A 21740-nucleotide genomic window follows, 5' to 3' on the forward strand; every position below is an offset into this window, starting at 1 on the left:
CCTTGAAGACCAATCGAAAGGCATAAACCATGCAGCAACTATTCGGCATCATGATCGTGTTTGGCTCGGTGTTCGGTGGCTACGCCATGATGGGCGGCCACTTCACTGCGATCTGGCAGCCGCTGGAACTGCTGGTGATTGCCGGCGCCGGCATCGGTGCCTTTGTCATCGGCAACCCGCGCCACGTGCTGTCGGAAACCATGGTGCAGGTCAAGCACCTGATGTCGCGCAAGAAGTACGACTCGGAATTCCAGCGCCAGCTGCTGCTGCTGATGTATGAACTGCTGCAACTGGCGGCCGGCGGCCTGAAGGCACTTGACGCCCACGTCGAAGCGCCGCGCGAATCGCCGCTGTTCCAGCGCTATCCGCTGATCCTGGACGAGCCCAAGCTGCTGGCCTTCATCGTCGACAACTTCCGCCTGATGGCCATGGGCAAGATCAACGCCCACGAACTGGAAGGCGTGCTGGAGCAGGAACTGGAAGCCATCCACGAAGAACTGACCCAGCCGGCCAAGTCGCTGGGCAAGATCGGCGAAGCCATGCCGGGCTTCGGTATCCTGGCCGCGGTGCTGGGCATCGTGATCACCATGGGCACGGTGGGCGAAGGCGCCACCTCGGCCGAGATCGCCGAGCACGTGGGCGCCGCCATGGTCGGCACCTTCATCGGCATCTTCTTCTGCTACGGCGTGCTGGACCCGATTTCCAACATGCTCAAGCAGCTGGTCAGCCAGGAAGCGTCCACCATGGAATGCGTGAAAGTGGTGCTGGTCACCCACGTGGCCGGCAAGCCGCCGCTGCTGGCCATCGACGCCGGGCGCCGCCTGGTGCAGCTGAACATCAAGCCTAGCTTCGCCCAGCTCGAAGGCTGGATCAATGCGATGGAAGGCGGCGACGAGCCGGAATCGACTTCGCGCCGAGGAGGTGGCCGTGCTAAAGCCGCATGACAAGCACCATGAGCAAACCATCGTCAAGCGCGGCGGTGGCAAGCACAAGCACGACGAGCATGGCGGCGCCTGGAAGGTTGCCTTTGCCGACTTCTGCCTGGCCCTGATGTGCCTGTTCCTGGTGCTATGGCTGATGGCCGTGCGCAACCAGGAATCGCTGGAACACGTGCTGACCCAGTCCGACGGCAGCAAGACCGACGTCGGCAAGGGCGTGATGCCGGAACAGGTGGGCGGCCCGCGCGGCAGCCTGATCGAACGCTTCCCGATGCCGCGCACCGGCAATACCGATGTGGACGGCAATGCCACCCAGGGCTTCAACAAGAGCCCGACCGACACGGCGGAAAACCGGGTGCGCTACGAAACGCCGGAAGACCTCAAGCTGCTGGCCAAGACGCTCGCCAGGATGAGCGAGGAAACCGGCCTGGCCAGCAATCTGGAATCGGTGGTCACGCCCTATGGCTTGCGCGTGATGTTGCACGATACCGACAGCCAGGGCATGTTCGTGCGTGGCTCGGCGGTGCCGACCGACAAGTTCGCGCGCCTGCTGCAGAGCATGGGCCCGCTGTTCGCCAAGATGGAAAACCAGATGCTGATCGTCGGCCATACCGACTCCTCGCAGTATGCCGATACCAGCTACAAGGCCTTCTCCAACTGGAACCTGTCCAGCAACCGTGCCATGGCCGCGCGCTCGCAGCTGCTGGCCGGCAGCATGCCGCAGGACAGCGTGCTGCAGGTGGTCGGCATGGCCGACCGTGCGCCGCTCGATGCCAAACGGGCCGATGCTGGCGTCAACCGCCGGATCGAACTGCTGATCCTGACCAACACGCAGGCGAAAGCCATCGCCGATATGTTTGGCATGCCGAGCAGCAAGACTGCTATCATCCGGGAATCGGATTTGCCCGAACCCGGCCTGTTGCAGCAATTGCGGCAACAACTGCTGCCTGGCAAGGGGAAAAGCAATGGCAATTAATGTTAAGTCAAGAGGAAACCGTATGAGGATTTCCGGTTCTACCCCAGGCACCCCGGTGCAGACCGTGGCCGACAGCGCGCCGGCCGACGCGGCGCGCCCGAGCGCCGCCCCGGCCGCCCGGCGCGAGCTGGAATCGGCCGTGATGCAACCCGCCATCCAGGCCATGAAAGAGATGGGCGACATCGACCACGAGCGCGTGGCGCAGTTGCGCGACGCCCTGGCCAAGGGCGAACTGCCGTTCGACGCCGGCAAGCTGGCCGGCCTGATCCAGAAGTTCCACCGGGGCGAGCAGTGAGCGAGATCAGCCGCCAGGACGCCATGCGCTTGCTGCTCGACGGCATCAAGGCGGACTTGCACAGTTACCAGCAGATGCTGGACCTGATTGCCCAGCAATTTGAAGCGGCGATCCGCCACCAGAGCGAACGCCTGGGCGAAATCGCTAAAGAAATCGGCGCTTTGGTCGATGTTCTGGAAGCGCGCCGCGCCCAGCGCGTCGAACTGGCAACCCGCCTGGTCGGCGCCCAGCCCTCCATGGAACAAGTGTTCACCCTGCTCAAGCCCGATGCGCGTGCGCGCCTCGAAGCTGACTGGGCGCAACTGGAAGGCATGGTGCAGACGGCGCGCGAAATGGGCCGCCGCAATGCCGAATTGCTGGCGGAGCAATACACCATCATGCAGCGCGTGCTGCATGGCGACGATCAAACCTATGAGCCGGTCTGAATTCACGCCTTTCCGGGCCTTTACCGCCGCCACCGCGCCGACCCAGGCCACGGCAGCCACCGTCAGCAATATGAGCGCGACGCGCCCTGCGCTGCCGGCAGCCTTCAGCCCTTCCCCGGCCGCCAGCGGCGGCGCGGGCAGCGCCACCTTCCGCCAGGTGCATGCCGAAGTTGCACGCTATATTGCGGCAGCCGACGCACCGGGCGCCGCTGCGCCCGGCGCCGGCAACGCCCTGACTGCCGATGGCGCCGCCCTGCGCGCCCGCATTGCTGCGCGCGCCTTCGGCGGCAGCGAGGCAACGCCCGAGGCCGGGGTGCCCAGCGAAGCCCAGCAAGCCTTCCTGGAAGCGATCCGCCCGCATGCGGAAGCGGCCGCGGCAAGGCTTGGCGTGGCGCCGGAACTGGTGGCCGCCCACGCGGCGCTGGAATCAGGCTGGGGCCGCCATGCCCCGGGCAACAATATGTTCGGCATCAAGGCTGGCGGCAACTGGCAGGGCGCCGTGCAGGCGCTGGCCACGCTGGAAGTGGAAGACGGCGTCGCGCACAGCCGCAACGAGCGCTTCCGCGGCTACGGCGACATGGGCGGCTCGTTCGAAGACTATGCCGGCATGCTGCTCGACAATCCACGCTACCGGCGCGCCCTCAACACCGGCAGCGACGCGCAAGCCTTTGCACACGCGCTGCAGGCCGGCGGCTATGCCACCGATCCCGCCTACGCCGACAAGCTGGACCGGGTTGCCGCCAGCATCAAGGCAAGTCTGCAGGCTCAACAGTCCCAGCATCAATAACGCGCGCCCGGATCTGGGTGCCGCTGCTGTTTTTCACTCGGATGATGGCGCCGCGCGTGCCATTGTCCAGGGCTTCGCCCGCCATCGACACCTCGATCTGCTCGCGCTTGGCGACGATGCGCACCTGGTCGCCGCGCTTGACCAGTTGTGGCGCTGCCAACATATTCTGCCGAATGACTTCGCCGGCGCGGATGGTGCGCCGCGCAGCCATCCCCTCGAGCTCGCCAAAGTCGGAAAAAGCATCGGGAATCAAGGTGATATCGTGGCGCTCCCGCAACAAGTCTATAGGCGACAGAATTTTTCCGGAAATTAAATCGGTGGCAGCAACTGCAACGTTTGCCGACACCTTGCCCTTGGCAAGGAACTCATAGCGCCAACCTTGCAAGCTTGGGCAAACCACCACGAAACGCATGCGTGCGATGCCGCGCTGGTCCAGGCTCTCAACCCGTGTCTCAGAGGGACAGGAAGGAATGACGCGATTGGTCTTTATGACTTCGACATCGAACTTCGGCTCCAGCCAGCGTTGGCTTTCTGCATTGTTTTGCAATTGCTTTTCTGCAGCTAGTTTCACTTTGCTTAGCAATTCTTCCATTGTTGAAGCAGTTGCAAGCCTGAAATTTAAAATTCCTATGAGCAATATTCCACCGAAAACCTGTACAATGGGATTGTTGGGCATGGGCAATACCTTTAGACTGTAAATTCGCTGGGACATTACCAGAGGAGAGCAACAATGGCCATTAATTTCAAGGACGCGCTGGGTTTGCATGCGGATGCATTGCAGCTGCGCGCGCAACGTACGCGCATCCTGGCATCGAACATCGCCAACGAGAATACGCCGGGCTATTCAGCTCAGGATATCGACTTCAAGGAGTCGCTGGCGCGCGTCGAAGCGGAGCTGTCCGGTGAGCCAATCCTCGAGGGAGATGGTGAAACCAAGTTCCGCGTGCCCTACCACCCCAGCGGCGACGGCAACACCGTTGAAATTGGCGTGGAGCAAGCCGCTTTCTCGCAAAATGCAACTGACTTCGCAACCAGTTTGACCTTCATCAACATGAAATTGCGTGGCATCGCCAAAGCCATCAACGGTCAATAAGGGGATTTTTCATGAGCTTTAAAGACATTGCGCAAATTGCCGGTTCGGCGATGGCGGCGCAGACAGTGCGCCTGAATACCGTCGCCTCCAACCTGGCCAATGCCGACTCGGTGGCCGGCAGCGAGGCCGAAACCTACCGCGCCCGCAAGCCGGTCTTCGCCACCGTCATGGACGACAACGTCGACGCCGCAGCCGGCGGCCGGGTGCAGGTGCTGGACGTGGTCGAGTCGGCCGAACCGCTGCGCAAGGTGTACGAGCCCGGCAACCCGCTGGCCAATGCCGACGGCATGGTGTTCTACCCGAATGTCAACCAGGTGGCCGAGATGACCGACATGATGTCGGCTTCGCGTGCTTTTGAAACCAATGTGGAAGTGCTGGGCCGCATCCGCGGCATGCAGGCTTCCCTGCTCAAACTCGGTGAATCCTGATGGAAACCAACCTGTTTACCAACGCTGCTGCGCAAAACAGCAACCCGGCCGGCGTGGCGCTGAACGGCGCCTCCAACGAAGGGCGCGACATGTTCACCAAGCTGCTGGTAGCCCAGATCAAAAACCAGGACCCGCTGTCGCCGCAAGATCCGTCGCAGTTCGTCCAGCAATTGACCCAGCTCTCGCAAACCGAAGCGCTGCAGAACCTGGCCAGCCTGACCACCGCCAACGCCTCGGTGCTGCAATCGATGCAGGTGCTGGCCATGGGCGCCCAGGTCGGCTCCGACGTGATGGTGCAGTCCAGCCAGGTGAGCATCGACGGCCACAAGGTGGTGGGCGAAGCGACCTTGGGCAGCAGTTCGGCCAAGACCAGCCTGGTGCTGACCGGCAGCAACGGCCAACAGGTTGAAATCGTCATGGGCACCCTGCCTGCGGGCACCCACCAGTTCACCATCGACCCGGCCGCGCTCGGCCTGCCAGCCGGCAGCTATTCCATGCGCCTGGCCAGCGAGAGCAACCCGAACGCGCCGCTGGCCGTGCTGGGCCGCCTCGACAGCGTTCAGGTCGGCGCCGCCGGTAGCGTTACCGTCAAGATTGATTCCGTGGGCGAGGTATCGCCTTCCGCCATTACCGCATTCCGGGGCAAAACCCCGACTTCCGCTATTTAACGAAAGGTCCTCGCCATGAGTTTCGATATCGCTTTGTCCGGCATCCAGGCCATCAACGAGCAACTGGGCACGATTTCCAACAATATCGCCAACGCCGGGACCTACGGCTTCAAGTCCAGCCGCGCCAACTTCGCCTCGCTGCACGCGGGTGCGCAGCCGACCGGCGTGCACGTCGGTTCGACCACCCAGTCGATCGGCCTGAACGGCGGCATCCAGGCCACCAACCGCGGCCTGGACGCCCTGATCAATGGCCGCGGCTTCTTCGTGGCCAAGGATTCCACCGGCCAGACCAACTACACCCGCGTCGGCATCTTTACCAAGGATGCCACCGATTTCCTGGTCAACAGCGCCGGCGCCAAGGTCCAGGGCTTCCAGCTGACCCCGCCAAGCATGGTGGCCGGCCCGATGGGCGACATCAAGGTGCCGACCAACCTGCTGACCGCCAAGGCCACCACCAACATCGATTTCGTGGCCAATATGTCGGCCGACTGGACCGTCCCGACCGGCAATATCACCACCAAGCTGCCGAACGCTACCGTCACCCCGGCCGTGGTGCCCGATGCAAACATGTACAACATGTCCAAGGTCACCGTGGTGCACGACTCCCTGGGCAATGAACACACCGTGACCCAGTATTTCGTGAAAGACGTTGCAGCGCGCACCGTCAAGGTGTACTCGGCAGTGGACGGCACCGACCTGGGCGCCGCCGGCGGTTCGCCCTACACCCTGACCTTCGACACCAGCGGCCAGCTGGACCTGGCGGCCAACGGCGGCGCCTCCTATGCCCATAACCTGAGCTTCGCCGCCGCCCCGGCAGCCGCCATGACCGTCGAGATCGACTACACCGGTACCACCTTCCAGAAAGGCGAATCGACCACCTCGACCAACGCCGCCGACGGCTACGCGGCCGGCAGCTACGTGGGCGTGGAACTGGACCAGGCCGGCAACGTGGTGGCCAAGTACTCCAACGGCGAAAAGCAAGCCATCGCCCGCCTGGCCATCGCCACCTTCCCGGATGAAGATGCGCTGACCCCGGTCAATGAAACGTCCTGGACCGCCAACGTGCAGTCCGGCAACGCCAACCTGTCCGAAGCCGGCCAGGGCATCGCCGGCGCACTGACGGTCGCGTCGCTGGAAACCTCCAACGTCGATGTGACCTCGGAGCTGGTCAGCCTGATGACCTCGCAGCGCAACTACCAGGCCAACTCCAAGGTCATCACCGCGGAGAACGAGATGCTGCAGTCGCTGATGCAAGCCCTGTAATAAAGGCCAACTGAATGGACGCGCTGATCTACACCGCAATGAGCGGCGCCGAGCGGGCCATGCGTGGCCAGCAGGTGCACGCCAACAACCTCGCCAACCTCGACACCAACGGCTTCCGCGCCAACCTCGAGCTGGCGCAGGCTGCCAAGCTGCCCGGCTACGGCTACGACGACCGCCACATGTCGCAGATGCAGTCGAACGCCGTGACCGACCGCCAGGGCGCGCTGCGCCAGACCGGCCGCGAACTGGACGTGGCCATTTCCGGCCCCGGCTACTTCGCCGTGCAGGGCCCGACGGGCGAAGCCTACACCCGCGCCGGCGCCATCACGCTCGATGCCGACGGCACCCTGACCGTCAACGGCATGCAGTTGCTGGGCGAAGGCGGCCCGATCACCCTGCCGGTGCACCGCAAGGTGGAAATCGGCCAGGACGGCACCGTCTCCATCCTGGGCCCGACCGCCAATGCCGAGATGCAGGTGATCGACAAGCTCAAGCTGGTGCGCGCCGAAGCGTCCGAGCTCACCAAGAATGAAGCGGGCCTGCTGGTGGCGCGCGACGGCCAGTTGCTGGGCACCGACCCGACCGTGCAAGTGAAGGCCGGCCACCTGGAAGGCGCCAATGTGACGGCAGTCGAAGAAATGGTGGCCACCATGAGCCTGAATCGCACCTTCGAAATCCAGATGAAATTGTTCAAGGCCGCCGACGACATGACCTCGGTCGGCAACAAACTGATTAGCGGCTAACAGGAGAATCACGATGAATCCAGCAATGTGGATCAGCAAGACCGGCGTGCAGGCGCAAGACGCGAAGCTGCAGGCCATCGCCAACAACCTGGCCAACGCCAACACCGTCGGCTTCAAGCGCGACCGCGTGGTGTTCGAAGACCTGTTCTATTCGATCGACCAGCAGCCGGGCGCCCAGCGTGCCGACAACAACACCCTGAACCCGTCCGGCGTGCAGATGGGTAACGGTACCCACCTGGTCGGCACCCAGAAGATTTTCACCAACGGCAATGTGCAAACCACCAACAACGCGCTCGACGTGGCCGTGATGGGCAATGGTTTCCTGCAGGTGCGCCGCCCGAACGGCGAGCCGGCATTTACCCGCGCCGGCCAGTTGCAGGTCGACAAGGACGGCGTGCTGGTCAACGCCTCCGGCCTGCCGCTGGTGCCGCAGATCACCGTGCCGGCCAATGCCACCGCCATCACCATCGGCGAAAACGGCACCGTGTCGGCCACGATTCCGGGCAACACCACCCCGACCGAACTGGGCCAGTTGACCCTGACCTCCTTCATCAACCCGACCGGCTTGCAGGCGCTGGGTGAAAACCTGTTTGCCGAAACCCCGGCCTCCGGCGCCCCGACCGAAGGCCGTCCGGGCGACGCCCAGTTCGGCAAGCTCAAGCAGGGTGCCCTGGAGGGCTCCAACGTGCAGGTGGTGGAAGAGATGGTGGACATGATCGCAGCCCAGCGCACCTACGAAATGAACACCAAAGTTCTGACGGCAGCGGATAATATGCTGCAGTACCTGGCACAGGCCGCACGCTGATGAAAACCGCCCTGCCCGCGCTGGCCCTGGTCCTGCTGGCTGGCTGCTCCAGCCTGCAGCCGACCGTGCGCCCGGCGCCGTTCGACGAAACCCCTGCCGTGTCGCGCAGCGCCTTGCCGCGCGGCACCTCAGGTGGCGTCTTCAATCCGGACAGCAGCATCTCGCTGGTGTCGGACAGCCGCGCCTTCCGCGTCGGCGATATCGTCACCGTGATCCTGCAGGAAACCACGCAGGCATCGAAGAGTGCCGGCACCACCCTGGCCAAGGATTCCAGCGTTGGCATCGCCTCGCCCGGCCTGCTGGGCAAGACTTTCCCGAAGGCCGGCGTCGATATTTCGGCTGAGCGCGGCTTCAAGGGCGATGCCCAGAGCACCCAGCAGAATGCCCTGAGCGGCGCGATCACCGTGATCGTGCAGGAAGTGATGCCGAACGGCTTGCTCAAGGTCGCCGGCGAAAAAGTGCTGACCCTGAACCAGGGCGAGGAATTCGTGCGCCTGCGCGGCTTCCTGCGCGCGGCCGATATCGATGCCAACAATATGGTGTCGTCGCAGCGCATCGCCAATGCCCGCATCGCCTACGGCGCGCAAGGCACACTGGCCGATACCAACCAGCCGGGCTGGCTGACGCGCTTCTTCCTTGGTCCCTTGATGCCTTTCTGAGGTGATGGATATGTTCAGCTTCAAAACCGGCAAATCACTGCCTGACCCGCAGGGTCAGGCACTGGCCAGCGGCCGCCGCGTATCAGTGTCTGACCCTGCAGGTCTGACACGGGTTTACCGGTTCGTGGCAGCCCTGCTGCTGGCCATCGCCATCCCCGCCAGCGCCGCCCCCCAGCTGCGCAACCTGGTCGCCATCGAGGGCGTGCGCGACAACCCCCTGGTCGGCTACGGCCTGGTGGTCGGCCTGAACGGCTCCGGCGACTCGACCCAGGTCAAGTTCGCCAGCCAGTCGGTGGTCAACATGCTCAAGCAGTTCGGCGTGAAAATGCCGGACGGCGCCGACGCCAAGTCCAAGAACGTGGCTGCCGTGATGGTGTCCGCCGTGTTCCCGCCCGGCTACCGCCGCGGCCAGCCGATCGACGTCACGGTCTCCTCGCTGGGCGACGCCAAGAGCCTGCGCGGTGGCTCCCTGCTGCTGACCCCGCTCAAAGCCGCCGACAACGAAGTCTACGCGCTGGCCCAGGGCAATGTGGTGGTGGGCGGCCTGTCCGCCGCCGGCAAGAGCGGCTCCTCGGTCACCGTCAACACCCCGACCGCCGGCCGCATCCCGAACGGCGCCGTGATCGAACGCGAAATCGCCACCGACTTCGCCAGCAAGCCATCAGTGCACCTGTCGCTGAAGCAGCCGAACTTCGAGACCGCCACCAATATCGTGGAAGCGATCAACCGCAAGTTCGGCGACGTGGCCAGCACGGCGGACGGCACCGGCATCGACGTGCTGGCGCCGCAGAACCCGACCCAGCGCGTGGCCTTCATGGCCAAGCTGGAAGCGCTGCCGATCGAAGTCGGCCAGGACGTGCCGAAAGTCGTGTTCAACTCGCGTACCGGCACCGTGGTCATCGCCGATGGCCTGCGCGTGAAGGCGGCCGCCGTTACCCACGGCTCGCTCAAGGTGGTCATTTCGGAAAGCTCGAAGGTCAGCCAGCCGGCGCCCTTCAGCCAGGGCCAGACGGCCATCACCCCGCAATCGAACGTGGCGGTGAATGAAGCCAAGCCGCAAATGTTCAAATGGCCGGCAGGCGCCAAGCTGCAAGCCATCATCGACGTGGTCAACAGCCTGGGCGCGACGCCGGATGACATCATGGCAATCCTGCAAGCCCTGGACCAGGCCGGCGCCATCGAAGGCGAACTGGTGGTGATCTGATGGACAGCCGCTTCGCCCCCCTGCCGGTACGCAAGCTGGACATCGGCGCCGACGACAGCAAGCTCGGGCAGGCCGCTCCTGCCCCGCAGACCGAGGAAGTACGCTATCGCGACAAGGCCACCGATGCCGCCGTCAAGTTCGAGAGCTTCTTCATCGCCCAGACGCTGCACAAGATGCGCGACGCCACCAAGGCCATGGCCGACGACGACAGCATCTACAAGGACTCGATCAACAGCGACATGCTGGACATGGCCGACAATATGGTGGCCGACCAACTGGCCGGCCGCCGCGCCTTCGGCGTCGCCGACGCCATCCTGCGCCAGTTATTGCCAGCGACGCCGCCTGCCGGGGCTTCCCAGCCAGAAATTTCAGTTTTATCCAAGAAAAATCCGACCGACGCTTAATCTCCCCATTGGCGCGGTCGCCTTTACTCGATAACGGGCCAAGATGCCATTGAGCAACGGCCCAGCCTAAGGGAAGATTGCACCATGTCGATTATCAACAATGCACTGTCGGGATCGTTGGCCGCCCAGGCCGCCATCAACACGACCAGCCAGAACATTGCAAACTTGCAAACCAAGGGTTATACCCGCCAGGGCGTGCTGCTGTCGGCCGTTGCCCCTTCGGCCGGCTCCGGCGGTCCCGGTTTCGGCGTTGAAGTGAGCAAGCTGTTGCGCTTCTCCGACTCGTACAAGAGCCAGCAATTATGGCGTGCCAACTCCGAACTCGGCTCGCGCACCCAGAGCCAGCCCTACTTCACGCAACTTGAACGCGTGATGGGCGATGAAAAGACCAGCCTGTCGAACGGCGTCGACCAGTTCTTCCGCGCCCTGAACGCGGCCGGCGTCGACCCGGTGTCGACCCCGCTGCGCCAGCAGGTGCTGACCGCCGCCAACGCCATGGCGCAATCGTTCAACAGCATCTACAACGTCACGCGCCAGCAGCAGGTGTCGATCACGCAGCAGCGCGACGCCATGCTGCCGCAACTGAATACCCTCAGCGCCAATATTGCGGCCCTGAACAACCGCATTACCCAGGCCGGTTCGCTCGGCACCAACACCTCGGCCCTGGTCGATGAACGCGACCGCGCCATTGATTCGCTGGCCAACCTGGTCTCGGTGGAGGTGCTGGAACAGCCGGACGGCACCCGCAGCGTTTCCCTGCGCAGCGGCCAGCCGCTGGTGGTCGGCAACTTGGCCGGCACCATGTCGATGAATCCGTCGACCACGCCAGCCACGCTCGAACTGAAATTTGCCGGCACCACCTTCGGCCTGGACGATACCAAGGTCGGCGGCCAGCTGGGCGGCATTGGCGATTTCGAGAAGAACACCCTGCAGCCGCTGCAGCAATCGCTGCTGGACATGGCCAACCAGCTGGCGACCAAGGTCAACAACACCATGGCGCTGGGCTACAAGCCGGACGGCCTGCCGGGTCCGCCGATTACCGCCACGCCTGGCGGCGCCCTGTTCGCCTTCAACGCCACCGGCGCCGGCGGCATCCTCGGCCTGGTCCCGGGCATCCAGGCCCAGGACCTGGCGTTCTCGTCCAACGGCGCGCCTGGCGACAGCAAGAACCTGCAAGACCTGATCGCGATCAAGGGCCAGCCCATCACCCTGACCTCGGTCGGCACGGTGCTGATCGGCGATGCCGACACCCAGCTGGTGGGCAAGCTGGGCATCGACAGCGGCCAGAACCAGTCGCTGCTGGACACCGCCACCACCATCCGCCAGCAATCGGAAGACGACTGGGCCGCGACCAGCTCCGTCAACAAGGACGAGGAAGCGATCAACCTGGTCGAGTTCCAGAATATGTACCAGGCGAACATGAAAGTGATCGCCGTTGCCAACACCCTGTTTGACGCCACCTTGGCGCTGTTCTGAGGATTATTGAAATGCGTATCGCCTCCAGCCAGTTCCAGGCATCCATGAACCGCTCGCTGCAGATCAACCAGACGGTGATCGCCAAGCTGACCGAGCAAATGGCCACTGGCAACAAGATCCAGGTGCCGTCCGACGAGCCGATCGCCAATGTGCGCCTGTCGCGCCTGCGCCGCGAAGAGAATATCGTCAGCCAGTACGTGGACAACATCAGCGCCGTGAAGATCCGCCTGTCGAAGAACGAGACCTACCTGGGTTCGATGGTCGACGACATGGGCGCCGCGCGCGACCTGTTCGTGTGGGCTTCGGACGGCTCCAACACGCCGGCCGACCTGAACTCCATGGTCAACAGCCTGGTGGCGCTGCGCGACTCGCTGTACTTCAACGGCAATACCAAGGACCAGGAAGGCAAGTACATCTTCTCCGGCACCCTCACCTCGACCGCGGCGCTGTCGTACGACGCCACCCAGCCGCTGGGCGCGCGCTACAGCTATACCGGCAATAACGGCACCCAGGAAGTCGTGGTGGGCAATGGCATCACCCAGCCGGCCAATGTCACCGTGCAAGGCATGGACGTCTACCTCAACCAGCTGGACCAGGCCATCAGCATGCTGAGCAGCCCAACCGTCAGCCCCAGCGACCCGGTCCTGCAAGGCGTGTTGAAAACCGCGCTGGACGGCACCGACTCCGCGCTGAACCAGATTTCCAGCAAGATCGCCCAGTTCGGCGGCGCCCAGAACGTGATGGAAACCCTGGCCAATAACCACAGCAACGTCAGCCTGTCGAACAAGATCGCGATCACCGATATCGCACAATTGGATTACGGCCTCGCGGCCACCCAGCTGTCTGGTTACAATAGCGCCCTACAAGCGACTTACCAGGCTTATTCGAAGGTCAGCGGACTGTCGCTGTTTAACGTACTGTAAATATCATGGAAATCGCCCAGCGCCCCAGCACTACCGGCCTCTCCGCCCGCGCCACCGCCAATCCGGCGGCAGGACAGGCTGAGACCACGCCGGCAGAGGCAAGCGCGGCGATCGACCAGGCCGCAGCCAGCAAGGCGCCCGCCCCCCTGCGCCGCGGCCTGAGCAATATGGATGCCCCGCTGCAGAACGATGTCTCGGGCGCCCAGCAAGCGATTGACTTCCTCGAGCAAAGCGCAGCCCAGCTGCGCGCCCTGAAGACCGACATCGCCGCCAAGCTGGCCACGCGCACCATGCGCGACGGCCAGGTGGAACAGCGCGTACGCCAGTTCAGCGAAACCTGGCGCAACCGGGCGCAAGCGTCCGGCGGTACGCTTGACGCGCAACTGAACTACTCCAACCAGCCGTCGACCCAGCGCTTCACCGTGCGCGGCATGACCCTGGCCAACCTGCGCAACGGCGCCCGCGAGACGCTGGCCATCTCGGTGGGCGGCGGCACCGCCGGCCTGCGTTCGGTGCACCTGGCGCCCGGCCTCTCGGACGCTGAAATCATTTCCCGCTTCGACCAGGCGATGGCCCCGGCCGGAGTGCGCGTGTCGGTCAACAAGGATGGCGAGCTGGTGTTCACGGCGCCGGAAAGCGCCTGGCCCGGGATTCGCGACTCGCTGGCCGTGCAAGGCTCGGGCATCCGCTTCCCGGCGGGCCAGCTCAACCGGATCAAGGCCGACGCCGAAGCCCCGGTCGTGATGCCCGAAGGCTGGGGCACCAGCGACATCGAAGCGATGCGCGCCACGCTGCAGCAAGTAACGCAAGCCCTGGCGCACGTCGAAGCCGCGCTGGCCAAGGTCCGCCAGGAACTCGCAACTGCCACCCAGCGCGTGCAAAGCGAACTGCCGGAAATCGAAGTGGCCGGCATGGGCCAGATGGCCGAAGTCTTCGCCAACGTCGCCAACGAGCCCGGCTACTCCGCCCTGGTCTCCCTCACCTCCGCCCTGGTCGGCATCAACCGCGACCGCGTCGTCTCCCTGTTACGCCTAAGTTAAAAGTCGGGGTCAGCTCCGGCAATCAGACATTTCTTGCGCTGACGCAAATTTGACTTCGCTGGTCGGACCTAAACTTGGTCTATGAATCGACCTTTGCGAATCGAGCGCGACAACGCCTGCTACCACGTCACTGCACGTGGAGACCGACGCTCCACCATCTTCCGCAATGATAGCGATCGCTTGACCTGGCTGGCACTGCTCGCTGAAACTTGCGCGCGTTTCGACTTTAGCGTCCTGGCCTACTGCCAAATGGGCAACCACTATCATTTGGTCCTGAAAACACGGCTAGGCAAGCTGTCGCGCGGCATGCGTTACCTCAATGGCAATTACTCCCAGTATTTCAATCGCCAACACCGATTGGTTGGGCACGTTTTTCAAGGACGCTACCACGCCATCCTCTGCCAGGAAAGCGAATATCTGAGGGAGCTTTCGCGCTACACCGTCTTGAATCCTGTGCGGGCCGGACTGGTAAAACACCCAAGCCACTGGCTATGGAGCAGCTACGGCGCGTTGGTCGGCTCAGTTGACGCGCCTGCTTGGCTCGAGCGCGATACCGTCCTCGCACAATTCGGCAATATTCGCCAACAAGCAATATGTGCGTTTGAAGACTTCGTCTTGGCCGGCATCGGTCAACAAAATCCCTTCCGAGCAGTGCGCCACCAGCTTTTCCTGGGAAGCGACGAGTTCTGCTTGCTGGCGGCCCAAGGGGAAATCCGCGGCGACCTGTTGGAAATAAAACGCACGCAACGAAAAGCAATCGTGCAGCCGCTGAGGGACTACTTCCTCCTTTACCTGGACCGCCACGAAGCGATGGCCCAGGCCTATCTCTCGCACAATTACACGATGGCAGAGATCGCAGCCTTTTGCGACGTTTCGGCACGAACCGTCGGCCGCGCGGTGAAGGCCTTTAGGAAAATGTCCGATTGCCGGAGCTGACCCCGACTTTTATCACGCCAGTTGGGCGGGGCCGCGGGCCAGCGCGCCCATCTGGCTGGGGGGCAAGGGGCGGGCGTAGACGAAGCCTTGGGCGTAGTCGCAGCCGGCGGCTTTCAGGAGGTTGAGCTGGGTTTCGGTTTCGACGCCTTCGGCGACTACTTTCAGGCCCAGCTTGTGGGCCATGACGATGATGCCTTCGCACAGCGCGAGGTCGCCGGAATCGCCGGCCAGGTCCATCACGAAGCTGCGGTCAATCTTCAGGTAGTCGATATCGAAATTCTTGAGGTGGGCCAGCATGGAGTGGCCGGTGCCGAAGTCGTCCAGCGCGACCTGCAATCCCATCGATTTGAACTGGCGCAGGCGCTCCATCACCGGCCCGCTGCTGTCGAGCAGCAGGCGCTCGGTAATCTCGATCACGATGCTGCGCGGCGCCAGGTGCATCTGCTCGACATAGCGCATCCATTTCTCGAAAATCTCGGGGCCGGTGCGAAACTGCACCGGCGACTGGTTGACGCTGATCTGGAAGGGGCGCCCCAGCTCCTCCTGCCAGCGCTTGGCCTGGTCGGCGGCGCTGCGGAATACCCAGTCGCCAATTTCGAGAATGACGCCGCTGGCTTCGGCGCTGCCGATGAAGTCGGCCGGGTTCAGCATGCCGCGCTCGGGGTGGCGCCAGCGCAGCAGCGCTTCGGCACGTTCGATGGTGCCGCTATGCAGGTTGACGATGGGCTGGTAGTGCAGCTCGAACTGTTCGTTGGCGACCGCCATCTGCAAATCGCGCGTGATGCGCAGGCGCAATTGGGCGGCGGCCTGCATGTCGGGCGTGAAGTAGCTGTAGCGGTTGCGGCCGGCATTCTTGGCGGCGTACATGGCCTGGTCGGCGTTGCGCAGCAGTTGCTCGGGGTCGTTGGCGTCCGAGGGATGCAGGGCGATGCCGATGCTGGCGGACACCGATCCGCTATTGTCGCCCAGGATGAAGGGCCGGTTCAGGCTGGTGATGATCTGCTGCGCCACGCGCTCGGCACTGGTGACATGGTCTAGGCCGGGCAGGATTACCACGAACTCGTCGCCGCCCAGCCGTGCCAGCGTGTCGGAGGCGCGCACGCAGGCGCTAATGCGGTGCGCCGCCTCCACCAGCAAGGCATCGCCCATTTCGTGCCCGAGCCGGTCGTTGATTTCCTTGAACTGGTCGAGGTCGATGAACAGCAGGGCCAGGAACAGGCCGTCGCGGCGGGCCTTCTTCATTTCCTGCGATAGCCGGTCCTGGAACATATTGCGGTTCGGCAGGGCCGTCAGCGAGTCGTAATTGGCCTGGTGCCAGATCAGTTCGGTCGACAGCTTGCGCTCGGTGATGTCGCTGACCAGCGCCAGCGCGCCGAGGTAGCTGCCATCGGAATCGAAGATCGGGTTGGTGGCCAGGGTGGCCCACATATCGCTGCCATCGCGGCGCAGGAACTTGAATTCGTGGCGCTCCGCAATGCCTTGCTGGCGGCGTGCGATATTGCGCTCGAGCAGGGCGCGCCCTTCGTCGTCCATGAAGTTGACCAGCGGCTGCTCCAGCATCTCCTCGATCGTATAACCGAGCATGGCGGCCATCTTGGGATTGACGAAACTGGTGCGTGCCGCAGCGTCGATTTCCCAGATCCCCTCTTCCGCGCTGTGCACGATGCGGCGAAAGCGCTCTTCGCTTTTTTCCAGCGCCGCCAGCTTGCCTTCGGCCATTTCCAGCACCACGCGCAATTGCGCCAGACCTGGCGTGCCGCTGCCCAGCAGCGTGACGGCAAAGCCGCGGTCACCGCGCCCGCGCGTCATCTGCAGCGACAGGCGCTGCGGCTCTTCGCTGGCCAGGCTGTTGCTGACGAAGGCATCGAAATCGGCAATGAAGCGTTGCGCCACATAGTTGCGGAAGGGGACGCCATCAGGGTTCTGGCGCGGCAGGCCGAGCAGGTCGGCGCCCACCAGGTTCATTTGCAGGATGGTGCTGTCGCTCGCGAGAACAAAATAGCCAACCGGGGCCAGCAGGTAGAGATCGTTGAAGTAGTCCTGGTCGCTGGCCAGTTGCAGGTCGCCGCTGGCGCGTTGCAGGCCGTTGTAGACGGCTGGCGGAGTGCCTCCCATGGCAGCCAGCACTGCTTCGCCGGGCAAGAGTGCATCGAGCCCTGCCAGTCCGGGGACGGCGGGCCGGGTGGCGGTCCCCTGCTCCGCCTGCCTGGCATGCTGGTCTTTATCCATATTGGTTCCAGCCTAGCATGCCCTTGTGACAATGTCGAGCAGCTAACTTTGGCGGTGCGCGCGGTTCAGGCGTTGTTCGGCAAAGCGTTGCAGTTGCTCGAAAGCCAGGCTGAGGATCCAGTAAATGACAGCTGCCGCGAGATAGAGCGGCAAGGGGCGGAAGGTGGTGGCAATCACTTCCTTCGTCGATAGCATCAGTTCCGTCATGGTAATGACTGACACCAGCGAAGTATCCTTGATCAGGCTGATCAGGGTATTGCTCATCGAAGGCACGGCAATGCGCAGCGCCTGCGGCATCACCACATGGCGCAAGGTCTGTCCGTAGCCCAAGCCCAGGCTGTAGCTGGCCGACCACTGGCCTTTATGGATCGAGAGGATGGCGCCGCGCAGGCTTTCCGACAGGTAGGCGCCGGCGTTCAGGCTCAGCGCCAGGATGCCGGCGGTGACCGGCGTGAACTCGATGCCGACCGACGGCAGGCCGTAATAGATCACGAACATCTGCACCAGCAGCGGCGTGCCGCGCATCAGGCTGACGTACACATTGGCCGGCCATCGCAGCAGTTTCCAGGGCAGGATGCGCATCACGGCGGTGGGAAAGCCCAGCACCAGGCCGCCCACCATCGCGGCGACCGCGAACACCAGGGTATAACCGGCGCCCTTCAACATCACGGGCGCCGCCTCGTGCAGCAGCTCCAGCCACTCCATGCTTAGGGCGCCTTGCTGACGTCAGTACCGAACCACTTCATGGAAATGGCTTTCAGGCTGCCGTCGGCGGCGGCATCCGCCAGCACCTTGTTGAGCGCGGCCTTGAAGGCGGGATTGCCCTTCTGGAAGGGAATGCCCATGCGCTCGACGGCGCCGACACGGGCGCCGGCCTTGATTGGCAGCTTGGTGGTTTTCAGCAAATAGGCCGTCATCAGGCTGTCGTTCAAGGCTGCATCAATACGGCCCAGCGCCAGGTCGGTCAGGTTTTCCGGGGCTGCCGGGTAGCCTTTCACGTCGATGCCGGGCACAGCCTTCAACTGCATTTCGTAGACGCTACCCTGCCCGGCGCCGACGCGCTTGCCTTTCAGCTGTTCGAGGGAAGTCCAGTTGTTCTTGTCATCCTTGCGCACGATCAGCATCGGCGACGAGTAGATGTAAGGCGTACTGAAGTCGAAAGCTTGTTCGCGCTTCGGGTTGATGCCAACCTGCGAAATGATGACGTCGTATTTATTGCTGGCCAGTCCAGCCAGGATCGAGGCCCATTCGGTGGTGACGAATTCCGGCTTCAGCCCCAGCTTGCTGGCCACCAGGCGCGCTACGTCGACGTCGTAACCCGCCAGCTCGCCATTTTTCTCCTTGAAATTGAATGGCGGGTAGACGCCTTCCATGGCCACTTTCAGCGTGCCGCGCGCCTTGACTGTTTGCAGCAGGTCGGCGGCACTGGCGTGCAGCGCAGCTGCGGCCAGCAGGAGGGCGATCAACGGTTTGCGCATCAGGAATCCTTTAATAAGAACGGCTGCGGCCGAATTTGTGACCGACGACGAGGGTGGTGCTGGCGACTAGGACGGACAGGCCAAGGATGAGCTGCACCAGCTTGTCTTCGGGCAGGGTCCAGAGGCGGCCCTTGGGCGGCTCGCAAGCGGCGATAGCGCACAGCAAGGGCTCCACCCAATCGGCTTCAGGAGTAACATCGAGGATAACGGCGCCCTCGGTGGTCTGCATGTAGATATCGCCGCCCTCGGCCAGGCTGAAACACACGCCGTAGCCGGTTTCCTGCTTGCCGACGTGTTCCTTCAGCGCGAGGTCGTGCTCGGCAATCCACAGCTCCACGTCCTGGGGCGTTTCCAGTGCGGTCCACGGCACCGGGCGAAAGCGCGGCTTGGCCGCTTCGTCATCGTGATTAAACATGGGTCAGGAGTGTAACCGAAACCTCAGGAGGCGGTATGAAAGTAAACGAATATGTATCTGAGTTTGATGCGTTCTTCGGCAAGCTGCTGGATGAGCATCCGGAATTGGTGGAAGACCAGCGGGTGGGGTGGAATATCTGGTGGGACCATAAGGTGGACCTGGAGGCGGAGCGGCTGGCCAGGACGGATGCGGTGCCGACGCCGGCTTATTACTACCACTGAAAACCGGTAAACCGTTGTCTGACCCGCAGGGTCAGACACCCCGGCCTGCGGCAGCCGCGTATCAGTGTCTGACCCTATGGGTCAGACACTGGCTTACCGGTTTTAGCCTTTCCAGCTCCGCTGCAGCCCCGTATCCGCATGAATCCACCCGCCACGCGGTCCCTGGCGGTAATAGAACCCCACGCCCCCCTGCCGGAAACTCTGCACCAGGCTGCCCAGCACCTCCGCGTTCAAGTTCGGAATCCGGATATCGGCTGCCTTGCCGCTCATATGCAGCGACTGCCGCGCCGCAGGAATTCCCTGCTCGATCAGCTTTTTGTTGGAAGCCGGCGTGCGATACCCCGACAAGATCTCCAGCGGGCTCTCGATCCCGAAGCGCTGCACAAACGCCTGCGCGCCCCACAGCGTCTCGAACAGCTTCGGATCAATCGCTGCCGTCTCCTTGCCGTTCACGTCGCGCAGCAAATGGCACAGCTCCTGGTAAGCCGAGTCGATGATCTCGCCATCCTTCCAGTAGGTCAGCCGGGCCTTCTCCCCGCTTTGCGGCCGGATCACGCTGATCGTGCGCGGCTTGATCCAGAATTCCAGGTCCAGCATCTGGGCGTCGAAAATATCGGGCGGAGGTTCCGGCTCCGACTGCGCGCGACCCTGGCCAAGCAGCGGCAGCCCAGCCAGCGCTGTGCCCGCCATCATATGGAGGAAGTCTCTGCGAGTTGTCATGGCGATTCCATCTATTGCAATAACGATTACTATAGCAATAGAGAATGACTTCAGAAACCCCTTTAACAATTTGTCGTAAACTTCGCAGCGGGAGCGACGATCACAAGGTCCGACGTTGCAACCGCCACGCAAGGCAGGATATAGCCTTCCCGCTTCTCCTCCAGGCTCAGGCCTGGCCATTCAATCAGGTGGCGCGCAGTGCCGCTTTGCACCTGGCAGATGCAGGTGCGGCAGGTGCCGTTGCGGCAGGAACTGGGAAGCACCACGCCGGCGCGGGCGGCCGCCATCAGCAGGCTGGCCTCGCCATCCGTTTCGAACGATAATCCCTTCGGCTCAACTTTTATCTGAAACACAATGCCTCGCTATATTGCCCTGCTCCGCGGCGTCAGCCCGATGAACTGCAAGATGCCGGAACTGAAAGCCGCCTTTGAAACTGCCGGATTTTCCAACGTCAAGACGCTTCTATCAAGCGGCAATGTAGCATTCGACGCCCGTTCCGCCTCCGAAGCCGCGCTGGAACGCAAGGCCGAGGCAGCGATGGAAAAGGCGCTCGGCCGCAGCTTCTACACCATTATCCGCTCGCAAAAACACTTGCAAGACCTGCTGGCGGATGATCCCTATCCTGGCCTTGGCGCCGATCCTGCCGCCAAGCGCGTGGTGAGCTTCCTGCGTGCCGCACCATCCGCGACCGTGCTGCCGCCGCCCATCAGCGGCGCCGAAATGCTTGGCGTAATTGGAAGCGAGGTGTTTTCGACCTACTTGCCCAGCAGCGACGGCCCGGTCTTCATGCGCCTGATCGAGAAGACTTTCGGCAAGGACATCACCACCCGCACCTGGGACACGGTGCGCAAGTGCGCGTCAGCCTGATGCCTGGACAGCACTGGTCGGGAAACGCCCTGCTCTCGCCCGGCTTCGGCGTATTCCGCGGCGCGATCGGCGACAGCGCACTGCACGCCCATTACGCGCACCAGCTGGTCATTTCGCTCCATGGCGAAATTGGCGTGGCCTTCCCTAGCGGCCCGCTGCGCGCCCCGGGAATTACCATCCCGGCAGGACTGGCGCATTGCGTCTGCGCCGACGAGGCGCTCCTGGTCTACCTGGACCCGCTGACGCCGGAAGGAACGGCTTTATTCCAGGCCCCGGCCGACACGCCGACGCTGCTGGCCGACGATCTGTGCAGCCAGCTCCTCGCGGCCGCCGATACAGGCCAGCCCCTGCGCAGCGTGCTGCGGCAGGCTTTCGGCCTGTCCCGGCCCTCGGCTCAGGATGCGCGCATGACTGCCGTTGCCGGGGCGCTGCGCGCAGGCATTGCGGAAGGTGGCGCAAACAGGCTCCAGCTGGCCGAGCTTGCCCATCTGTCGCCTGACCGTTTTTCCCACTGGTTCGTCGAACAGACCGGCCTCCCCTTGCGCAGCTATCGTAAATGGCTGCGCCTGGAACTGGCACTACACCGGCTTGCTCAGCGCGGCAACCTGACCGACGCGGCGCACGCTGCCGGTTTTGCCGACTCGGCCCACCTTTCGCGTACTTTCCGCGAGATGTTCGGCCTTAACCCGGCCGCCATGCTGCGCGGCATCGTGCTGGATAGCTCTTTCGTTCAAGCCACCTGACGCG

28 protein-coding genes are annotated in these 21740 nt (G+C 63.4%); 21 read left to right on the forward strand and 7 right to left on the reverse strand.

Annotation, left to right across the window (positions count from 1 at the left end; translation table 11 throughout):
- Positions 1–29 precede the first annotated feature (29 nt).
- The 5 genes from motA to ACN9MW_RS19120 are packed head-to-tail and all read left to right on the forward strand — an operon-like array spanning position 30 to position 3421.
- Entirely contained in the window at positions 30–944 is a 915-nt protein-coding gene (motA, locus tag ACN9MW_RS19100) for a flagellar motor stator protein MotA (RefSeq protein ID WP_426162056.1), read from the forward strand.
- Positions 928–1914 (forward strand): flagellar motor protein MotB, encoded by a 987-nt coding sequence (locus ACN9MW_RS19105; RefSeq protein WP_426162057.1) that lies wholly within the window; start codon positions 928–930, stop codon positions 1912–1914. The genes motA and ACN9MW_RS19105 overlap by 17 nt, the downstream gene beginning before the upstream one ends.
- Before the next feature lie 22 nt (positions 1915–1936).
- Positions 1937–2209, forward strand: a complete 273-nt coding sequence (flgM, locus tag ACN9MW_RS19110) for a flagellar biosynthesis anti-sigma factor FlgM (protein WP_426162058.1) — start codon at positions 1937–1939, stop codon at positions 2207–2209.
- Positions 2206–2634, forward strand: coding sequence for a flagellar export chaperone FlgN (gene flgN / locus ACN9MW_RS19115; protein ID WP_426162059.1), 429 nt, complete (start codon positions 2206–2208; stop codon positions 2632–2634). Before flgM ends, flgN begins: the two co-directional genes overlap by 4 nt.
- Positions 2621–3421, forward strand: coding sequence for a glycoside hydrolase family 73 protein (locus tag ACN9MW_RS19120; RefSeq protein WP_426162060.1), 801 nt, complete (start codon positions 2621–2623; stop codon positions 3419–3421). Before flgN ends, ACN9MW_RS19120 begins: the two co-directional genes overlap by 14 nt.
- Here the strand turns inward: ACN9MW_RS19120 and flgA are convergent.
- Positions 3381–4097: a flagellar basal body P-ring formation chaperone FlgA gene (gene flgA / locus ACN9MW_RS19125; protein ID WP_426162061.1), complete on the reverse strand. Its 717-nt coding sequence runs from the start codon at positions 4095–4097 to the stop codon at positions 3381–3383. The genes ACN9MW_RS19120 and flgA overlap by 41 nt on opposite strands.
- A gap of 54 nt (positions 4098–4151) precedes the next feature.
- Between flgA and flgB the strand changes: the two genes are divergently transcribed.
- From flgB to ACN9MW_RS19190, 13 genes are all read left to right on the forward strand, one after another.
- Positions 4152–4514 (forward strand): flagellar basal body rod protein FlgB, encoded by a 363-nt coding sequence (flgB, locus tag ACN9MW_RS19130; RefSeq protein ID WP_426162062.1) that lies wholly within the window; start codon positions 4152–4154, stop codon positions 4512–4514.
- Positions 4515–4525: 11 nt separating this feature from the next.
- Positions 4526–4942, forward strand: a complete 417-nt coding sequence (flgC, locus tag ACN9MW_RS19135) for a flagellar basal body rod protein FlgC (RefSeq protein WP_426162063.1) — start codon at positions 4526–4528, stop codon at positions 4940–4942.
- The gene (locus ACN9MW_RS19140; protein WP_426162064.1) at positions 4942–5610 is read left to right on the forward strand and encodes a flagellar hook assembly protein FlgD; all 669 of its coding nucleotides are present in this window, start codon (positions 4942–4944) and stop codon (positions 5608–5610) included. Before flgC ends, ACN9MW_RS19140 begins: the two co-directional genes overlap by 1 nt.
- Positions 5611–5625: 15 nt before the next feature.
- The gene (locus tag ACN9MW_RS19145; protein WP_426162065.1) at positions 5626–6873 is read left to right on the forward strand and encodes a flagellar hook protein FlgE; all 1248 of its coding nucleotides are present in this window, start codon (positions 5626–5628) and stop codon (positions 6871–6873) included.
- Positions 6874–6887: 14 nt separating this feature from the next.
- Positions 6888–7616: a flagellar basal-body rod protein FlgF gene (gene flgF, locus ACN9MW_RS19150; RefSeq protein WP_426162067.1), complete on the forward strand. Its 729-nt coding sequence runs from the start codon at positions 6888–6890 to the stop codon at positions 7614–7616.
- Positions 7617–7629: 13 nt separating this feature from the next.
- Complete coding sequence (flgG, locus tag ACN9MW_RS19155) at positions 7630–8421, forward strand: flagellar basal-body rod protein FlgG (protein WP_207232845.1); 792 nt, start codon at positions 7630–7632, stop codon at positions 8419–8421.
- On the forward strand, positions 8421–9080 hold the full coding sequence (gene flgH / locus ACN9MW_RS19160) for a flagellar basal body L-ring protein FlgH (RefSeq protein ID WP_426162068.1): 660 nt from the start codon (positions 8421–8423) through the stop codon (positions 9078–9080). Before flgG ends, flgH begins: the two co-directional genes overlap by 1 nt.
- Positions 9081–9090: 10 nt before the next feature.
- On the forward strand, positions 9091–10284 hold the full coding sequence (locus tag ACN9MW_RS19165) for a flagellar basal body P-ring protein FlgI (RefSeq protein ID WP_426162069.1): 1194 nt from the start codon (positions 9091–9093) through the stop codon (positions 10282–10284).
- On the forward strand, positions 10284–10688 hold the full coding sequence (locus ACN9MW_RS19170; RefSeq protein WP_426162071.1) for a rod-binding protein: 405 nt from the start codon (positions 10284–10286) through the stop codon (positions 10686–10688). Before ACN9MW_RS19165 ends, ACN9MW_RS19170 begins: the two co-directional genes overlap by 1 nt.
- Positions 10689–10772: 84 nt before the next feature.
- Positions 10773–12164 (forward strand): flagellar hook-associated protein FlgK, encoded by a 1392-nt coding sequence (gene flgK, locus ACN9MW_RS19175; RefSeq protein ID WP_426162072.1) that lies wholly within the window; start codon positions 10773–10775, stop codon positions 12162–12164.
- An 11-nt stretch (positions 12165–12175) separates the two neighbouring features.
- A complete protein-coding gene (gene flgL, locus ACN9MW_RS19180; protein WP_426162073.1) occupies positions 12176–13087 on the forward strand; it encodes a flagellar hook-associated protein FlgL in 912 nt (303 codons plus the stop codon).
- 5 nt (positions 13088–13092) lie between these two features.
- The gene (locus ACN9MW_RS19185) at positions 13093–14127 is read left to right on the forward strand and encodes a hypothetical protein (RefSeq protein ID WP_426162074.1); all 1035 of its coding nucleotides are present in this window, start codon (positions 13093–13095) and stop codon (positions 14125–14127) included.
- A gap of 93 nt (positions 14128–14220) precedes the next feature.
- Complete coding sequence (locus ACN9MW_RS19190) at positions 14221–15063, forward strand: transposase (RefSeq protein WP_426162075.1); 843 nt, start codon at positions 14221–14223, stop codon at positions 15061–15063.
- Between the two features lie 12 nt (positions 15064–15075).
- On the opposite strand, the gene ACN9MW_RS19195 is transcribed toward ACN9MW_RS19190, so the two are convergent.
- The 4 genes from ACN9MW_RS19195 to ACN9MW_RS19210 are packed head-to-tail and all read right to left on the reverse strand — an operon-like array spanning position 15076 to position 19185.
- Positions 15076–17292 (reverse strand): putative bifunctional diguanylate cyclase/phosphodiesterase, encoded by a 2217-nt coding sequence (locus ACN9MW_RS19195; protein ID WP_426162076.1) that lies wholly within the window; start codon positions 17290–17292, stop codon positions 15076–15078.
- A 42-nt stretch (positions 17293–17334) separates the two neighbouring features.
- Positions 17335–17997, reverse strand: coding sequence for an amino acid ABC transporter permease (locus tag ACN9MW_RS19200; RefSeq protein WP_426162077.1), 663 nt, complete (start codon positions 17995–17997; stop codon positions 17335–17337).
- A 2-nt stretch (positions 17998–17999) separates the two neighbouring features.
- A complete protein-coding gene (locus tag ACN9MW_RS19205) occupies positions 18000–18770 on the reverse strand; it encodes a transporter substrate-binding domain-containing protein (protein WP_426162078.1) in 771 nt (256 codons plus the stop codon).
- A gap of 10 nt (positions 18771–18780) precedes the next feature.
- Positions 18781–19185: a hypothetical protein gene (locus ACN9MW_RS19210; protein ID WP_426162079.1), complete on the reverse strand. Its 405-nt coding sequence runs from the start codon at positions 19183–19185 to the stop codon at positions 18781–18783.
- 35 nt (positions 19186–19220) lie between these two features.
- On the opposite strand from ACN9MW_RS19210, the gene ACN9MW_RS19215 reads away from it, so the two are divergent.
- Positions 19221–19406, forward strand: coding sequence for a DUF3460 family protein (locus tag ACN9MW_RS19215; RefSeq protein ID WP_426162080.1), 186 nt, complete (start codon positions 19221–19223; stop codon positions 19404–19406).
- 102 nt (positions 19407–19508) lie between these two features.
- Here the strand turns inward: ACN9MW_RS19215 and ACN9MW_RS19220 are convergent, their stop codons facing one another.
- Entirely contained in the window at positions 19509–20096 is a 588-nt protein-coding gene (locus ACN9MW_RS19220; RefSeq protein WP_426172242.1) for a YcbK family protein, read from the reverse strand.
- A gap of 92 nt (positions 20097–20188) precedes the next feature.
- On the reverse strand, positions 20189–20470 hold the full coding sequence (locus tag ACN9MW_RS19225; protein WP_426172243.1) for a 2Fe-2S iron-sulfur cluster-binding protein: 282 nt from the start codon (positions 20468–20470) through the stop codon (positions 20189–20191).
- A gap of 10 nt (positions 20471–20480) precedes the next feature.
- Here ACN9MW_RS19225 and ACN9MW_RS19230 point away from each other — a divergent pair, with 10 nt between their 5' ends.
- Positions 20481–20993 (forward strand): DUF1697 domain-containing protein, encoded by a 513-nt coding sequence (locus ACN9MW_RS19230; RefSeq protein ID WP_426162081.1) that lies wholly within the window; start codon positions 20481–20483, stop codon positions 20991–20993.
- The gene (locus ACN9MW_RS19235) at positions 20978–21736 is read left to right on the forward strand and encodes a helix-turn-helix domain-containing protein (protein ID WP_426162083.1); all 759 of its coding nucleotides are present in this window, start codon (positions 20978–20980) and stop codon (positions 21734–21736) included. Before ACN9MW_RS19230 ends, ACN9MW_RS19235 begins: the two co-directional genes overlap by 16 nt.
- Positions 21737–21740: the final 4 nt, after the last annotated feature.

Origin of the sequence: Pseudoduganella sp. R-34, assembly GCF_049904655.1 — a bacterium.
GTDB lineage: Bacteria > Pseudomonadota > Gammaproteobacteria > Burkholderiales > Burkholderiaceae_D > Rugamonas.

Excerpts from the sequence above, each read along its gene's own strand:
- motA (WP_426162056.1), top strand. The coding sequence starts at position 30 with ATGCAGCAACTATTCGGCATCATGATCGTGTTTGGCTCGGTGTTCGGT.
- flgM (WP_426162058.1), top strand. The coding sequence starts at position 1,937 with ATGAGGATTTCCGGTTCTACCCCAGGCACCCCGGTGCAGACCGTGGCC.
- ACN9MW_RS19120 (WP_426162060.1), top strand. The coding sequence starts at position 2,621 with ATGAGCCGGTCTGAATTCACGCCTTTCCGGGCCTTTACCGCCGCCACC.
- flgA (WP_426162061.1), bottom strand. The coding sequence starts at position 4,097 with ATGCCCAACAATCCCATTGTACAGGTTTTCGGTGGAATATTGCTCATA.
- flgB (WP_426162062.1), top strand. The coding sequence starts at position 4,152 with ATGGCCATTAATTTCAAGGACGCGCTGGGTTTGCATGCGGATGCATTG.
- flgC (WP_426162063.1), top strand. The coding sequence starts at position 4,526 with ATGAGCTTTAAAGACATTGCGCAAATTGCCGGTTCGGCGATGGCGGCG.
- ACN9MW_RS19140 (WP_426162064.1), top strand. The coding sequence starts at position 4,942 with ATGGAAACCAACCTGTTTACCAACGCTGCTGCGCAAAACAGCAACCCG.
- ACN9MW_RS19145 (WP_426162065.1), top strand. The coding sequence starts at position 5,626 with ATGAGTTTCGATATCGCTTTGTCCGGCATCCAGGCCATCAACGAGCAA.
- flgF (WP_426162067.1), top strand. The coding sequence starts at position 6,888 with ATGGACGCGCTGATCTACACCGCAATGAGCGGCGCCGAGCGGGCCATG.
- flgG (WP_207232845.1), top strand. The coding sequence starts at position 7,630 with ATGAATCCAGCAATGTGGATCAGCAAGACCGGCGTGCAGGCGCAAGAC.
- flgH (WP_426162068.1), top strand. The coding sequence starts at position 8,421 with ATGAAAACCGCCCTGCCCGCGCTGGCCCTGGTCCTGCTGGCTGGCTGC.
- ACN9MW_RS19165 (WP_426162069.1), top strand. The coding sequence starts at position 9,091 with ATGTTCAGCTTCAAAACCGGCAAATCACTGCCTGACCCGCAGGGTCAG.
- ACN9MW_RS19170 (WP_426162071.1), top strand. The coding sequence starts at position 10,284 with ATGGACAGCCGCTTCGCCCCCCTGCCGGTACGCAAGCTGGACATCGGC.
- flgK (WP_426162072.1), top strand. The coding sequence starts at position 10,773 with ATGTCGATTATCAACAATGCACTGTCGGGATCGTTGGCCGCCCAGGCC.
- flgL (WP_426162073.1), top strand. The coding sequence starts at position 12,176 with ATGCGTATCGCCTCCAGCCAGTTCCAGGCATCCATGAACCGCTCGCTG.
- ACN9MW_RS19185 (WP_426162074.1), top strand. The coding sequence starts at position 13,093 with ATGGAAATCGCCCAGCGCCCCAGCACTACCGGCCTCTCCGCCCGCGCC.
- ACN9MW_RS19195 (WP_426162076.1), bottom strand. The coding sequence starts at position 17,292 with ATGGATAAAGACCAGCATGCCAGGCAGGCGGAGCAGGGGACCGCCACC.
- ACN9MW_RS19200 (WP_426162077.1), bottom strand. The coding sequence starts at position 17,997 with ATGGAGTGGCTGGAGCTGCTGCACGAGGCGGCGCCCGTGATGTTGAAG.
- ACN9MW_RS19205 (WP_426162078.1), bottom strand. The coding sequence starts at position 18,770 with ATGCGCAAACCGTTGATCGCCCTCCTGCTGGCCGCAGCTGCGCTGCAC.
- ACN9MW_RS19210 (WP_426162079.1), bottom strand. The coding sequence starts at position 19,185 with ATGTTTAATCACGATGACGAAGCGGCCAAGCCGCGCTTTCGCCCGGTG.
- ACN9MW_RS19215 (WP_426162080.1), top strand. The coding sequence starts at position 19,221 with ATGAAAGTAAACGAATATGTATCTGAGTTTGATGCGTTCTTCGGCAAG.
- ACN9MW_RS19220 (WP_426172242.1), bottom strand. The coding sequence starts at position 20,096 with ATGGCGGGCACAGCGCTGGCTGGGCTGCCGCTGCTTGGCCAGGGTCGC.
- ACN9MW_RS19230 (WP_426162081.1), top strand. The coding sequence starts at position 20,481 with ATGCCTCGCTATATTGCCCTGCTCCGCGGCGTCAGCCCGATGAACTGC.